This window comes from Nitrosomonas sp., from assembly GCA_016703745.1.
Taxonomy (GTDB): domain Bacteria; phylum Pseudomonadota; class Gammaproteobacteria; order Burkholderiales; family Nitrosomonadaceae; genus Nitrosomonas.
The window spans coordinates 91,479-105,692 of record JADJBK010000006.1; the positions used below are offsets into that span (position 1 = coordinate 91,479).

Annotated in this window: 12 protein-coding genes and 1 pseudogene; 8 read left to right on the forward strand and 5 right to left on the reverse strand. The window is 49.8% G+C overall.

Annotated elements, in window-relative coordinates:
• The first annotated feature begins 25 nt into the window (after positions 1-25).
• From IPG31_01530 to IPG31_01540, 3 genes and pseudogenes are all read left to right on the forward strand, one after another.
• Positions 26-322 carry an IS66 family insertion sequence element accessory protein TnpB gene (locus IPG31_01530; GenBank protein MBK6617083.1) on the forward strand — a complete coding sequence of 99 codons (297 nt, stop codon included), beginning with the start codon at positions 26-28 and terminating at the stop codon, positions 320-322.
• Positions 310-660, forward strand: coding sequence for an IS66 family insertion sequence element accessory protein TnpB (gene tnpB, locus IPG31_01535; protein ID MBK6617084.1), 351 nt, complete (start codon positions 310-312; stop codon positions 658-660). Before IPG31_01530 ends, tnpB begins: the two co-directional genes overlap by 13 nt.
• 63 nt (positions 661-723) lie before the next feature.
• Positions 724-2,323 (forward strand): annotated as a pseudogene (locus IPG31_01540) (IS66 family transposase).
• Positions 2,324-2,401: 78 nt separating this feature from the next.
• On the opposite strand, the gene IPG31_01545 reads toward IPG31_01540, so the two are convergent.
• The 3 genes from IPG31_01545 to IPG31_01555 form a co-directional block, all read right to left on the reverse strand.
• Complete coding sequence (locus IPG31_01545) at positions 2,402-2,698, reverse strand: IS66 family insertion sequence element accessory protein TnpB (protein ID MBK6617085.1); 297 nt, start codon at positions 2,696-2,698, stop codon at positions 2,402-2,404.
• Positions 2,699-2,882: 184 nt separating this feature from the next.
• The gene (locus IPG31_01550; protein ID MBK6617086.1) at positions 2,883-4,388 is read right to left on the reverse strand and encodes an amidohydrolase; all 1,506 of its coding nucleotides are present in this window, start codon (positions 4,386-4,388) and stop codon (positions 2,883-2,885) included.
• A gap of 469 nt (positions 4,389-4,857) precedes the next feature.
• Positions 4,858-6,438 (reverse strand): polysaccharide deacetylase family protein, encoded by a 1,581-nt coding sequence (locus IPG31_01555; GenBank protein ID MBK6617087.1) that lies wholly within the window; start codon positions 6,436-6,438, stop codon positions 4,858-4,860.
• Between the two features lie 413 nt (positions 6,439-6,851).
• Between IPG31_01555 and IPG31_01560 the strand changes: the two genes are divergently transcribed.
• Positions 6,852-7,391 carry a sigma-70 family RNA polymerase sigma factor gene (locus IPG31_01560; GenBank protein ID MBK6617088.1) on the forward strand — a complete coding sequence of 180 codons (540 nt, stop codon included), beginning with the start codon at positions 6,852-6,854 and terminating at the stop codon, positions 7,389-7,391.
• Between the two features lie 22 nt (positions 7,392-7,413).
• On the forward strand, positions 7,414-8,316 hold the full coding sequence (locus IPG31_01565) for a FecR domain-containing protein (protein MBK6617089.1): 903 nt from the start codon (positions 7,414-7,416) through the stop codon (positions 8,314-8,316).
• Positions 8,317-8,318: 2 nt separating this feature from the next.
• Here IPG31_01565 and IPG31_01570 read toward each other — a convergent pair whose 3' ends face one another.
• Positions 8,319-8,828 (reverse strand): heme-binding protein, encoded by a 510-nt coding sequence (locus IPG31_01570; protein ID MBK6617090.1) that lies wholly within the window; start codon positions 8,826-8,828, stop codon positions 8,319-8,321.
• Between the two features lie 318 nt (positions 8,829-9,146).
• On the opposite strand from IPG31_01570, the gene IPG31_01575 reads away from it, so the two are divergent.
• Complete coding sequence (locus IPG31_01575; protein ID MBK6617091.1) at positions 9,147-9,434, forward strand: hypothetical protein; 288 nt, start codon at positions 9,147-9,149, stop codon at positions 9,432-9,434.
• 80 nt (positions 9,435-9,514) lie between these two features.
• Here IPG31_01575 and IPG31_01580 read toward each other — a convergent pair whose 3' ends face one another.
• Positions 9,515-10,495 (reverse strand): IS5 family transposase, encoded by a 981-nt coding sequence (locus IPG31_01580; protein MBK6617092.1) that lies wholly within the window; start codon positions 10,493-10,495, stop codon positions 9,515-9,517.
• 16 nt (positions 10,496-10,511) lie between these two features.
• On the opposite strand from IPG31_01580, the gene IPG31_01585 reads away from it, so the two are divergent.
• Together IPG31_01585 and IPG31_01590 are read left to right on the forward strand one after the other, a co-directional pair.
• Positions 10,512-12,788 (forward strand): TonB-dependent receptor, encoded by a 2,277-nt coding sequence (locus IPG31_01585; GenBank protein MBK6617093.1) that lies wholly within the window; start codon positions 10,512-10,514, stop codon positions 12,786-12,788.
• An 83-nt stretch (positions 12,789-12,871) separates the two neighbouring features.
• Entirely contained in the window at positions 12,872-14,197 is a 1,326-nt protein-coding gene (locus tag IPG31_01590) for a PepSY domain-containing protein (protein ID MBK6617094.1), read from the forward strand.
• Positions 14,198-14,214 lie beyond the last annotated feature (17 nt).

The following is a 14,214-nucleotide window of genomic DNA, read 5'->3' on the forward strand; positions in this document are numbered from 1 at the left end:
GCATTACCTTACAGGAGGATAAGCCATGGCATTACAGGATGATAAGCAAAAGCATATCAGCAACTGGCAAACGAGCGGTTTGTCGCAGGCAGCCTATTGCCGGGCGCTCGGGTTGAATGCGAAGACGTTTGGGAATTGGTTGCGCGCTCACCGGCGTGGGCGCGATGATATCAAGCTGCCAGCCTTGATTCCGGTTACGATCAAGCCGACAGCGGCGTCAGTGGAAGTATTGCAGCTTCGCTGTCGCGGTACGCATGTGCTGGAATTACCACTGAGCGTTTCCCCGCGATGGCTGGGAGAATTGCTGTCATGTCTGGGTTGATTGCGCACGCGGGTAAGATCTGGCTGGCGGTCGACCCGGTGGATATGCGTCGCGGCATGGATGGCTTATCGATGATTGTGCAGCAGGTATTGGGTCACCCGCCCTGCGCGGGTTCGGCGTTCATATTCTGCAATCGCGCGGGCAATCGCATCAAGGTCTTGCTGTGGGATGGCACGGGGGTGTGGTTATGTCAGCGCCGCCTGCATCAGGGGCGGTTTGTCTGGCCGAGGCAGGATGCGGCGTGTGTCGAGTTAGCGCTATCGCAGTGGGAATGGTTGATTGCCGGCGTAGACTGGCGGCGTTTATCGGCGCTGCCACAATGGCATTTTCAGGTGTAGAAAATATGCAATAGTTGTTTATTAACAGTCGGTTGATTGTGAGTTCGTGGTATAATTCGTCTCATGAATTCACTGGCGCAACTGGATCAACTTAACCTCGATACGGCCACCAAACAACAGGTGGTCAATCTGGTTCAGGCATTTCAGCTTGATCTGACCCAGCAAACACAGCAGACGGTTTATGCGCTGGAACTCAAGATTCAGGCGCTCACCCTGGAATTGGCGCATCTGCGCCGTATCCGATTGGCAGGAAAAATGAAGCGTTGTCTGCCTTGTCACCCAGGCAGCTTTCTTTGTTTGAAGAATCGGCGCTGACCGATATCACGGCCATTGAGGCTGAAATCGAACAGATCAACAGCACACCACCCCCAATACCACCAAAGTGCCGCGTACCCGCGCCGGTCGTCAGCCGCTGCCAGATCACCTGCCGCGCATCGAACACCGGCATGAACCCGCATCCTGCCAATGTGACCGATGCGGCTGCGATCTGACGAACATCAGAGAAGACATCACCGAGCAGCTTGACGTGGAACCCGCCAGATTCTTCGTTCATCGCCACATTCGCCCACAGTACGCCTGCAAATCCTGTGAAACCATCACGGCAGAACCCGTGCCACCGGCAGTCATCGATGGCGGCATGGCCGCCCCGGGCTTGCTTGCCTGGGTGATGACAAACAAATACCTGAATCACCTGCCACTTTATCGCCTGGAGCAGATTGCTGCCCGTGACCAGGTCACGCTGCCCCGTTCCACCCTGGCCGAATGGGTAGGCCGTACCGGCGTAGCCCTGCAACCATTGGTCGATCGCCTAACCTGGCATCTACTGCAGGGCAACACGCTGCATGCCGATGAAACACCAGTTGCACAATTGGAACCCGGTCGCGGCAAAACCCGTAAAGCCTACCTGTGGGCCTACCGCAGCAATGATCTTGAGCCCGGGCCGCGTATCATCGTCTTCGACTATCAAGCCGGCCGTAGCGGTCAGCATGCGCGGCACTTTCTGCAAAATTGGCAAGGACACCTGATGGTCGATGACTATGCTGGGTATAAAGCACTTTTTTCCACAGCCACATCGCCTTGTGTCGAATTGGCGTGCTGGGCGCATGCGCGACGCAAATTCTTCGACCTGCACCAGGCCAATGCCAGCACGATGGCATTGGCAGCGATACAGCGCATCAGCGTCTTATACGCAATCGAAGCAGAAGGCAAAGACCTGAGCATCGAAGATCGCCTGCAACTGCGGGCAGACAGAAGCCTGCCCGCACTGCATGCATTGCATGACTGGCTGATGCAAACCCGTAGCCAGACCGCAAATGGCGGCGGCTCCGCCAAAGCACTCGACTATACCCTCAGACGCTGGCCAAGCCTCATCCGCTACGCACAAACCGGCTTTCTTCCGATCGACAACAACCCGGTGGAGAACACCATCCGCCCGATCGCAATCGGTAAAAAGAATTGGCTATTCACCGGATCGGAACGTGCCGGTCAACGCGCCGCTGCCATTCAAACCTTGTTCGGTACCGCGCAACTCAACAAACTCGATCCCGCCGCATGGCTTGCAGACACACTCGCCAAACTACCCACCTGGCCCAATAACCGCATCGATGAATTGCTGCCGCTTACACCAGCGTTCATTCAATCACTTAAACAGCAGGAAAGATAGATGGGAGCGCTGGACGGTTACTGCCGCGACGCATATCCACCGGATCGACCGCCAGCCAGATTTTACCCGCGTGCGCAATCAACCCAGACATGACAGCAATTCTCCCAACCATCGCGGGGAAACGCTCAGTGGTAATTCCAGCACATGCGTACCGCGACAGCGAAGCTGCAATACTTCTACTGACGCTGCTGTCGGCTTGATCGCAACCGGAATCAAGGCTGGCAGCTTGATATCATCGCGCCCGCGCCGGTGAGCGCGCAACCAATTCCCAAACGTCTTCGCATTCAACCCCCGCGCCCGACAATAGGCTGCCTGCGACAAACCGCTCGCCTGCCAGTTGCTGATATGCTTTTGCTTATCATCCTGTAATGCCATGGCTTATCCTCCTGTAAGGTAATGCAGAGGAGAATAATCCAGAAAATTGTGATTGCGTAGATGGGAGCGTTGGACGGTTACGATTGTTCTACCCTATATAAAATTTCAATACTTGTCGGGTATGACCTGAGACTTGGAGTGTGCCGGCTCATAGTGTATGTAATTCTGATATCGGATTGCCCTGCTAATTACATTTAGATACTGGCAGCCAATTAACCAACAAACCCTGATCGTGCAGTAAGCCATCTTCTTCATTCATGTAATACAGATGGTGGTCAGCCGAGGAAACGCCCAAATAAGCCTTGGTATTCGGATAATAGCGATAGCTGTAAATACCGAAGGTTTCGGTGGTTGTGCCCGCAGGTGCCAAGAATCCGGAATATTGCTCTTCCGCCCAATTAAAAAAGCAGTTAATCTTTTCCTCAGAATAATGATTGATGTAGTTGTTAACAACTGCGCGTCCACCGGACAAAACCAAATCCGGGTATTCCAGGATCTTGAATTTTTCAAACGGGTTGCCGCGAACAGCAATCAAATCTGCCGGTGCATCCGCTGTCAATGTGCCTAAACCCGGAATGCCCAGATCTTCCGCAGATTTTGACGTTGCAGCTTTAAGAATATTGACAACATCCGTGAAATCGATTGATTCACCGCTCAGCGCTTGTAGCATGGTGTGCAACTCCTGCCCATTAATTCCCCAGGGAACATCATCATGTGCGATTTCGGAACCATAAACTACTTGGGCACCTTTCATACCCAATCCAGCCGCATTGGCAAATATATGCTCACACGTTGAATGAGTGTCGAGCGTGGTAACAACCGTTACGCCGTTATCCGCGACTCGCTGTAGTAATTCATCGCTGATCTCAGCACATGGTATATGCACCAATTCATCGACATTGGCATCCAAAGCCCGGGTTAAGCCGGTTTCCTCGCCTACAAATGCCATTACACGCTTTCCAAGTGCGTGTGCTTTGGTCACGATCGTTTGAGTGATTTCTGCAGACAGTATTGGCCAAGGGGTATCCGGAATCGGATTGCCATGGGTCATCCAATGCCTGCCCGGTTCACCACCGGGTTCTAACGAAATGACGATAGCGGATGCGCCACCTGTCACCAATTTCTGCACGACTGATTCAGCTTCGGTTACCGATGAAACGGCAATACCAATTTTATCGAGACCGCTATCGCCGCCGAAAATATTAAGTGGATAACCATTAACAGCTTGGATAATGGGTCCTGCACTCAATAATCGCAGTGTTCCTTCGCCGCCTTCCGTGGCCTTCAATGGACCGCCGACATCCTGCACTGTCGTGATGCCATTTTTCAGCACAATACTTTTGTTGACACTCTGAAATGTAATATGACCGTGACGTTCGATAAATCCAGGCAATATCGTTGAATCACCGAGATCCAATTGATTTGCGCATTGACTACTTAATTCTGCCAACGTACCGACTTGCTTAATCATATTTCCTTCGATAAGAACAGCCTTGTTATCCTGAGGAAAATTGACGCCGTCAAATAACCGTGTGGCGGTAAGTATTTGACAATCCGGAAGACCAGGCACAACTGCAGACCCGGAATGATCCTCGCCGCCGTGCCCATCAACATTGAGGCTAACTCCGAATAAAAGAATTAGCACGATCAATAATCTTTTCTCATTTAGTAGAAAACCTTTTAATTTCATTTTAACTATCTCATATCTGTAAATATTAATAGGGGATTTTATTGATACAGCGAAAACCTGCTCCATCAAAATGAAAGCTGACCAATAAAAACTATGCATGATTACGCTTTTTTCTGGAGTAGCCGGGAATTGTAAAATTAGTAAGTTCAGTTGTAAATGTGACAAATTGTCACATCAGAATACAAACAAAGCATAGCGGGGCAGGGTGATCTGGATAAGCTGCAAAGTGCAGCGGTGTGATTTATGGAAATGGGTATGCACAAGCGTGAAAATGGAAGACCAGCATTGCTGACTGGAAGGGTTATGTACGTATTCGGTAAAACTGCATGAGTTATTGGCGTCTGCCAGTTTTTGTATCCAGTAAGAAAAAAAGTTTAATTTATTAGATAAACCTCATTTTTTTATGCCACTAATCACCGGAATCACCAGATAGTGAATCATACGATGATCAGCAGCAGGTTAGCTGAACTCATCGCAGCCCTTGACATTTAAACAGTAAAGCCAGATCAGAAAATTCGTAATGGATGCCGTTGCGCATAATATTGAAGCGATCCATGCTGCTCACATTGATACCACCGTATGCTGATAGGCAGGCGCTGTAGCCGGCCTGCTTAACCAGCTCCAGGCGCTCGGCAGTCATGTGTTGACGACCACCGTATGGGTAGGCAAACAACACTTCCGGTAGCTTGAGTTGTTGTTGTAAGCGGTTTTTGGATACACGCAGCTCGTCACATACCCGCTCTGCGGTTTCCTTTGCGCAATCAATATGGTTGACAGTATGCGAGCCGATAGCAAAGCCTTCGGCGTGCATCTGCTGCAATTGCGACCAGTTCATTACCGGGATTTTATCGTTACCACGGCGAATATCATGTGGAAAAATACCATCGTTATCGATCATGCCGGTTGATACGAAAAATGCAGCCGGAATACCGTGTTTGGTAAGTATAGGCACGGCGTTGGCAAAGTTATCCAGATAGCCGTCATCAAAAGTTACGCACACCAATGGTTTGGCACTGTGGCTGATGGTACTGGTTGCGGCGATCTGTTCGATAGACAAAATTGTGCAATATTTACGGATCAATGCCATATGCCGGTCGAATTGTTCAATGCCTACGCTCAGGTTGTCACGGGCATCATCAGTCACTCGGTGGTACAACAGAACGGTGATACGCGGTGCCATCAATCTATGTAGAAACAGCTTGTTTAACAGAATGTAACCCATAAAAGCAATCAACTTAGGGCTGAACCGTGTTTGCTGTTGCTGTCGAGCGAGCTTGCGTTTGAGTGCAGCGACCTGACTTAAAGTCGGTTTTTTATAAGTATGACCACCAGCAGCCTGTGGTGTGCTGGCGGCGGTACCATTAAGGACATCCTGTACGGATTGTTTCATTAGTTCGATGCCGGTTTCATCCAGGGTTAATTGCAGGCCTTTCAATGTGGAATAAGGTGCTCGTGGCACGCTGACTTGCTTGACCACCGCACCGGCATCCAGTCTGGCTTCCACCCAGTGTACGGTGCAGCCTACGCTGGGCACATCGTGGTGTAGCTCCCAGAACGCAGGCGGCATACCTTTGAAATCAGGTACTTTGCCTTTATGCAAATTCAAGGTGCCCAGTCTTGGAATGTTAAACAACGATCCTTTCAGGATCGGCGCCGCTAGTGACAAACCCAGATCCGGTGAGAATTCCCTAACTATATTTAAGCTGTTGTCGGCGTGAATGTCATCGACGGTCACAATCTGTACATTAGCGCGCTGCTTTAATGCCGCGAACGTGTAGCGATAACCGGGAGCAGCTGGGGCGATATCTGAAGTGCTGCGGTTCAACAGAAGTTGCACAATATCCAGTGTTTGATAAAGAATCCAGCGCCAGCCGTGATAGCGTAAGTTGCGCCATTGATTGCGCAATAAAATTTTTGGAGTTTTGATCGGCGCATGAACGACAACAAGCCACGATAAATCAGATATTGCCTGATCGATATTGACGATACCTCTGCGTACCGCGTGGGATAAATCACCTGTAAAAACGACAATTTTTCGAGCATTGGACATAGGCTGGTATTCAAATAAGATCGTTCATAGTTTAAAAAAGTTGAGCTGTGAATCCTAATCTTTGGCCGTAGCCTGTAGACAAAAAAGCGACAATTATGTTTGGGTTCCATGGATGTTTACCATGAGCATAATTAGACCGTCTCTTTCTCTTAAGATTGGCCCAGGCTACCTAGTCTAGTTAGCGAAATACTCTCCGTCAATGGATACATAGATTCAATTTCAGCGTGACTTGGTCTGCCAGGCTGCTGCTATAAATGATGCTGCAGATAAGCAGGGCAGTTACGTTTCACAATGGTGCGACAATTTGTCACATTCCATCTTTTGTATCATTCGGTAATAATTACCAGAACTGCACCCATATGACTTGTTTCCCGGTTGCGGGTTTTAGACTTTCGCTAACCATTATTCAATTCATGACTCCTGTTACAGATACTGCTGCTGTTGCATTTATCGATGTGCTTTATCGAGAACATCATGGTTGGCTTTATGCCTGGCTCAAGAAGAAGATGAGCTGCCCGCATCAGGCGGCGGATCTTTCGCAGGATACCTTTGTGCGGTTGTTATCCTTGCCAGTGCTGCCCTGCCTGCGGGAGCCGCGCGCTTATTTGTTGGTGACGGCTAATCGTTTGATGCTCAATTTTTATCGTAAGCGTAGGGTCGAAACGGAGGTACTCGCCAGTATATCCACGTTGCTTGGTGATCAATCCAATGGGGATGTCGCTCATGTTTGCGCTGTGCGCCAGTTGCTGGAACAGGTCTTGCTGATGCTCATTGAAGAGCTTGATGCGCACTCGCGGCAAGCTTTTCTGCTGGCGCGGGTCGACGGCATGCGTTATGCCGAAATCGCAAAAATGATGGGGATTTCTGAAAGCCGGGTTAAGCAGCATCTTATTAAGTCGCTTGCTTACTGTCATAGCCGTTTGTATCAGATCAAAGTGCTGGCCGATGCGTAAAAATGGAGTTCAGAACGGCAGTATGGACGGGAAACTGTTGAATGAACAGGCCGCCTATTGGGTGGTGCAGATGACGGATACATCGACGACCCATGAACAGCGCGAGACATTCGAGCAATGGCTGGCGCAATCCCCTGCGCATCGCCAGGTTTTTGAGCAGGTCAGTAGTCTTTGGAATGGCGTGACGCCATCTCAGCCAAAATCGCCCACGCAAACCTATGCCCAGCTGGGGGTATTGCTGCTGCTCGGCAGTCTTTGCTGGCTACCCTTTTCCGAGTGGCTGGCGGATGAACGCACCGCTACCGGCGAGATTCGTCGTATCGAACTGGCAGATGGAAGCCATGTCACGCTTGACAGCAACAGCGCAATTGACATTGCCTTCGATAAACAGCAGCGGCGCATCATTTTGCACAGTGGACGGCTGCTCGCGGAAGTGACTGTCGACGATTCATTCAGCCCACGTCCATTTATCATCGAGAACCGTGATGGTACGGCCCAGGCATTGGGTACGCGCTATAGCGTCGAACAGTCAAGTCGTGGCAGTCGCGTTACTGTCATGGAATCACGAGTTGCGACCGCAAGCTATGCCAAACCCGGTGAACGGGTTACGCTTGAAGCCGGTCAGTCTATCCAATTCGACAGCAAGCGCATTTACCCGGTGGAAATCGCTGATACGCACGCTACCAGCTGGGCACAAGCACAACTCGTCTTTGAAAATGTGCCATTAGAGAATGTGATTACTGAGCTGGCACGCTATCACAAAGGCTGGCTAAAAATCGATTCACAGACCGAGCAAATGCTGTTCACCGGCGTGCTGCCGAGTAACGATTTGCCTGCCGTATTGGAGATTCTCGAAAACGCACTGCCAATCAACATCCAGCAGCCTTTTGACTGGCTGGTATGGATCAGAAAACGACCAGTTTGAGTTTATTTCTGTCTGGATGAGCCAGGTGTGGCGTTAATGGCATGAAGACCTGCCTGGGCGCAGGCATCATCGAGCTGCGTGCCGGGTGCACCTCCGACACCAATGCCACCAACGACTTCACCCGCAATTTCAATGGGTAACCCTCCGCCAAGAATCAGAATCTGCTCATTCATATCGTGCAACCCTTTGAGAGTGGGATTCTGGCTGACCATCCCGGCCAGCTCGCTCGTTGTCCGGCGCATACTGGCTGCGGTGTAGGCTTTTCTCCGACTGCTGTCAACGGTGTGGGGCCCCGCGCCATCATCACGCCCCATGGCTCGCAGTACACCGGCACGATCGACCACGGATACGCTTACCCGGTATCCATTTTTCTGGCAGGTATGGATTGCCACTTGTACCGCCTTGTAGGCTAAATCAAGCGGTAAAAATGCTTCACGAGGAAGGGGTTCGGCTACCGCGATTCCTGCAACCCATATCAAACTAAAACCCAATACGGGATTAATCTTCATCATTACCTCCAAACCATATTTAAGATATTTTGGAATTGCACACGCAATCATCTTTTCTTCACTTTTGCCGGGTTATTCTGGCATTGTTAGTAGCCCATCTGCAACTTAAAAATTGTTTGTGAATTGTGCCTGTATCGCGGCGCTATGCCCAGGCATATAGGTCAACGCATAGGTCAAACCCAAGTCATCATTTGCAGCCTCACATCAGCAAACCAGAAAACCACAAAAAAAATTGCTGCCAGCGCTACCCGATTTCTCTTCTCGCGTGTCATGGATAGTAGAAGCACCTATTTCTATTATGATCTCCCTGAGAGGAATTCCATGACAGCAAAAGATATTCCGCAGCAAACTATCTCACTCATTTGTCGTATTTTGAGTGCGCTCTTTTCCATCGCGTGTTTTATGTTCATCTGGGCGCAATCCGCATCAGCACAAAATGTCGAAATCAATCTTCCCGCGCAACCATTGGGTTCGGCGTTGACGCAACTGGCCACCCAGACTGGTGTACTGGTCGGAGTTGATGCCAGCCTGGTCGCGGGCAAGCAAGGAGCATCGGTTAAGGAACCTCTGAAAAACAAACATTCTGAACGGCAGTCACTCAAAAACTGACCACTACTTCAAATAGTGACGCTGATTTTTATGAAAACAGCCGTTCCTCTCTGGAAACAAGCTCATTTACTGGCTTGTTTTCAAATTTCAGACGCAACAAGACATCGACGTTCATAAGCATCACCACGGATGACGTTGGCAATGGCTGTCAGGAAGGTCAAACGGGCCGCATTTTTGGCCAGGCCGCGATAGCGATTTTTAGCATACCCAAAGCGGATTTTGATATCCCGAAACACGTGTTCGACTTTGGCGCGGCGTTTCGCCAGCTCACGGGCGGCACCGCGCAGTAGTTGAGCCGCCCCGGAATCGTCTTTCGTGAGCCTGGCCAGTTTGCCCGGACGCATCGCGATCACGCAGGCTGGAGGGCTTTCCGCCGGCATCTCCGGGCGTTTATCCAGCCCCTGATATCCGGCATCGCCATGAACAAACTGTTCCTCGCCATGCAGCAGGGCGGCGGCTTCGGCAACGTCGCTGACATGCCCCGAGGTTACTTTGAGCGTATGCACCAACCCGGTTTCATGATCGACGCCGATATGAAACTTGCTGCCGAAAAACCATTGATTGCCCTTTTTGCTGGAATGCATTTCTGGATCACGCGACCGGCTCTTATTTTTGGTTGAAGTCGGCGCGGCAATCAGGCTGGCATCGACGATGGTGCCGGCTTTCAAGAACAACCCACGCTCACCCAGCGTTTGGTTGATGACCTGGAAGATCTGATCCATTAACCCGTGTTTTTCCAGTAAATGCCGAAATTGCAAAATGGTGCTTTCATCCGGCACGGCTTCCAGACGAATGCCGCAAAAACGGCGCAGTGATTCAATCTCATACAGCGCATCTTCCATGCCCGGATCGGAATAGTTGTAGATAATTTGCGCAACATGCGCGCGCAGCATCAATTCCAAGGCAAATGGTTTGCGGCCACGCCCATTGCCTGGCGCATAGTGTGGTTCAATAACATCAATCATAGCCTGCCAAGGCAATAACCCGTCAAGTTGATCGAGAAACTTCTCGCGGCGCGTGACTTTGCCCTTATTGGCGTATTCGGCATCAGCAAAACTCATCTGTTGGTAAGGTTTCATGAATAGCTTCTCGAAAAAGTTTGATGCAGAATTATATTACTTGCGGGGAATTAATCAGAGGTTCCTTAATGGTTATTACACGCCGCAGCAGGCATTTACGCAGCTGCTTGCCGGCAGTGGGCTGATGGCGGCAGAAACCACCCCAGGTCGCTTCGTGTTGGAGTCTTTACCCGTCAATCGTCAGGCTATCCGTGATACGGAAACGGTAAAGTTACCCGAAATGACAATCACCGGCATGATGGAAGAGAATTCTCCCTATAACACCAGCTACACCCTTCCCACTGCTGCGGCAGTCAATAAAACTGATACACCGATCATGAAAACACCGGCATCCATCCAGGTCGTGCCGAAAAGTGTGATGCATGATCAGCAGGCCTATCGCCTTCAGGATGTGATCAAAAATGTCAGCGGTGTCCAGACTTTCCATGGCTTTGGTGGCGGTGCGCAAAGCTTCATTGTTCGAGGATTTTTGCAAAGCTCGTTGAATTACCGTAATGGCATCCGTATTCCGGCGACTAAATTCGATCTGGCGAATGTCGAACGGGTTGAGGTGTTAAAAGGAACCTCCGCTATGCTGCACGGTTTTGGTGACCCGGGTGGCATAATCAGTACGGTTACCAAGCAGCCGAGTTCTGAGCCTCATTATTCTGTGGAGCAACGTTTTGGTTCGTACAATTTTTTCCGTACCGAAGCCAGTGCAACAGGCCCGTTGAGTAAGGAACATGGGTTAAATTATCGTGTGGATTTGTCCTATCTGGATACGGATTCGTTCCGTCAGCTGATCAGTAGTGACCGCATCTTTTTTGCGCCTACTTTAAGCTGGCAGCCAACTGCTGATACAAAACTGATCCTGTCATATGAGTATTTTGATGAAAAGAGTGGTTATGACTACGGCACTCCTGCCTTTGGTAACCGATTGGCAGATATTCCACGTTCGAGAACCTTTACCAATAGAGGATTGCAGGATAAGCAAACCACTCATTTGATTGACTTCAGGATCGACCATCGGTTAAACGATAAAATTCGGTTCAATGCGGGTACAGTTGCCTCGCAAAATAGCAAGCAATGGAACTCCATCTATACTGGCCGAGTTGTTGAAAGACTGGATCCGCTGAATTCAGGCAGGCAAATCGGGGACGTTGATCGCTTTTTCTGGTTTGGCCCTGAAAAAATAGAAACCCTTACTGCCTGGATGAACGGGATCTTTGATTTTGAGACCTATGGCATCCAGCACAAAGTGTTATTTGGCGGAGAGTACTACACGGCTCACTTCAATTATGATATTGCCAATGGTGCAGCGGATACCGTCAATATTTTTACGTTTGATCCTCGCCGTTCGAATTTACCGATTGATCAATATAGCAATTTACCAACTGACAGTTTTCATGCCAGCACCGATAGCACCTCGAAGGCAATTTATCTACAGGATCAGATAACGTTTGGGGGGAACTTTCATATTCTGGGGGGATTCCGTTACGATTGGGTGGATAGAAGACAGAATCTGAGCTGGTGGGCACCCAATCACAAAGATGCTCGTAATGATGGTTTTGTCAGTCCCAGAGTCGGCATTCTCTACGAACCTGCAAGCTGGTTATCGGTATTCGGTAATTTCTCCGAATCTTTTGGCCCTGCGTTTGCTTACGATAGTGGCCAGGAAAGGCTTTTCAAGTTTGATTCGGCAACCCAGTATGAGGGTGGCGTGAAAGCTCAATTCTTCGACGGCAAACTGATTGCCAACGCAGCTTATTTTGATCTGCAAAAAACCCAGCGCTTTACCGACCCAAATGGTCAGAACATATTGTCAACGGTGCCTGTTCGTGGCAAAAGCAATGGGGTCGAATTCGACATGCAAGGGCAAATTTATCGAGGTCTGAGCATGATCGGAACTTATGCGTATACCCATACCAAAGTCCTCGATGACCCAACCAGCCCGGGCAATGTTGGAAATCGATTGCCTTATGTTCCTGAGCATCAGGGCAGTCTGTGGTTGAAATATGACTTCAACTATGGATTCTTAAAAGGTTTCACTGTAGGTGGCGGGGTTTTTGTTGCCAGCCGCCGTTTCGGCGACGCCGCTAACAGTTTTTCTGACGGGGCGTATGCACAACTGGATTTGATGGCGGCCTACAGAAAGAAACTGGGCAAAACCTTATTAACCGCACAGCTTAACCTCAACAATATAAATAATGAGAAATATTATTATTTAAGAAGCCGTCGAACAAATTTACCTGCCGAACCATTAATGGTGATGGGCTCCATACGGCTTCAGTATTAAATTTAATTCTCGATGGCAGCGCAACCCGGATATAACGTGATGTCATTCGGGTTGTGTCGATGTAACAAAAGGGGTTGGACAGGATGATAATGCGACGTAATTTTTGGGTATGGCTGCACCGCTGGGCCGGATTGGCCATGGCTATTTTTTTGATCGTGGTGGGATTTACCGGAAGTTTGCTTGCATTTTATCCTGAATTGGAACGGATGCTTAATCCGCAGTTTTATCCGAAGCAGACTCTGCCAGCCAAACTTGGCCCTGCCACATTGGCCGAGCTGGTAGAGCAGCGCATGCCCAATGCCCAGGTCAATGCTGTGCTGATGGAAGCCAATCAGGGCGCGACATTGGTGAGTGTTCGTCTCCGTCAAGATGGGAGTGGGCAAACTGCTGCACTGGGATTCGATCAAATCATCGTCGATCCGTATACCGGGGAGGAGCTCGCGCGTCGTCAGTTCGGCGCAATTTCCGAAGGGATCATCAATCTGATGCCGTTCATTTACAAACTGCATTATGAGCTGGCGCTGGGTCCATTTGGCATGTGGGTGCTGGGTATTTGCGCACTGATCTGGACATTCGATTGTTTTATTGGCTTCTACCTGACATTGCCACAACGGCGTAAACACCCTTCAACAGCATGTCTTCCCCTATCGAAAACAAATGATCCTGACTGGTGGCAGCGCTGGTTGCCTGCCTGGAAAATCCGTGGGCGGTCGAGCGCGTACAAACTCAACTTCGACCTGCATCGCGCCAGTGGTTTGTGGTTGTGGGTAGCGCTGTTAATGTTTGCTTGGTCCAGCGTTTATATGAACCTGTGGGATACGGTTTATACCTGGACGACACGCGCGGTGTTTGAGTACAAAGAGCGATGGACGGAATTACCAAAACTGGATCAGCCCCTCAATAAACCCGGACTGGGTTGGTCTGAAGCGCAGCAAATTAGCGAGAAACTGATGGCAGAGCAGGCCAAACTGCATGATTTTACTGTTGAACAAGTGGTGGCATTACGACTCGAACGAGATCGCGGTGCATACAATTATATCGTGCGAAGTTCGCGTGATATTCTCGACCGGCGAGGCAGAACAATGCTGCTTTTCGATGCGGATAACGGTGAGTTCAGGCTACTTGTGCTGCCAACCGGACGGTATGCGGGCAATACCGTCACTCATTGGCTCTATGCGCTGCATATGGCAAACGTATTTGGCCTGCCGTGGCGGATTTTTGTTTGCGTGCTCGGTCTGGTCATCGTTATGCTGTCCGTGACCGGTATCCTTATTTGGATGAAGAAACGACGGGCATGGTTCGGTCAACAGCAAATAATCGCAAAAAGACGACTTAGAGAAGCGGATCCTGCTTCTCCAAGCGACATTAGGAAACAAATGGCTGGTGGCTCTGGGCATTCTCAGAATTGATGAAGATGGAGTTTGTG

Excerpts from the sequence above, each read along its gene's own strand:
- IPG31_01530 (MBK6617083.1), top strand. The coding sequence starts at position 26 with ATGGCATTACAGGATGATAAGCAAAAGCATATCAGCAACTGGCAAACG.
- tnpB (MBK6617084.1), top strand. The coding sequence starts at position 310 with ATGTCTGGGTTGATTGCGCACGCGGGTAAGATCTGGCTGGCGGTCGAC.
- IPG31_01545 (MBK6617085.1), bottom strand. The coding sequence starts at position 2,698 with ATGGCATTACAGGATGATAAGCAAAAGCATATCAGCAACTGGCAGGCG.
- IPG31_01550 (MBK6617086.1), bottom strand. The coding sequence starts at position 4,388 with ATGAAATTAAAAGGTTTTCTACTAAATGAGAAAAGATTATTGATCGTG.
- IPG31_01555 (MBK6617087.1), bottom strand. The coding sequence starts at position 6,438 with ATGTCCAATGCTCGAAAAATTGTCGTTTTTACAGGTGATTTATCCCAC.
- IPG31_01560 (MBK6617088.1), top strand. The coding sequence starts at position 6,852 with ATGACTCCTGTTACAGATACTGCTGCTGTTGCATTTATCGATGTGCTT.
- IPG31_01565 (MBK6617089.1), top strand. The coding sequence starts at position 7,414 with ATGGACGGGAAACTGTTGAATGAACAGGCCGCCTATTGGGTGGTGCAG.
- IPG31_01570 (MBK6617090.1), bottom strand. The coding sequence starts at position 8,828 with ATGATGAAGATTAATCCCGTATTGGGTTTTAGTTTGATATGGGTTGCA.
- IPG31_01575 (MBK6617091.1), top strand. The coding sequence starts at position 9,147 with ATGACAGCAAAAGATATTCCGCAGCAAACTATCTCACTCATTTGTCGT.
- IPG31_01580 (MBK6617092.1), bottom strand. The coding sequence starts at position 10,495 with ATGAGTTTTGCTGATGCCGAATACGCCAATAAGGGCAAAGTCACGCGC.
- IPG31_01585 (MBK6617093.1), top strand. The coding sequence starts at position 10,512 with ATGAATAGCTTCTCGAAAAAGTTTGATGCAGAATTATATTACTTGCGG.
- IPG31_01590 (MBK6617094.1), top strand. The coding sequence starts at position 12,872 with ATGATAATGCGACGTAATTTTTGGGTATGGCTGCACCGCTGGGCCGGA.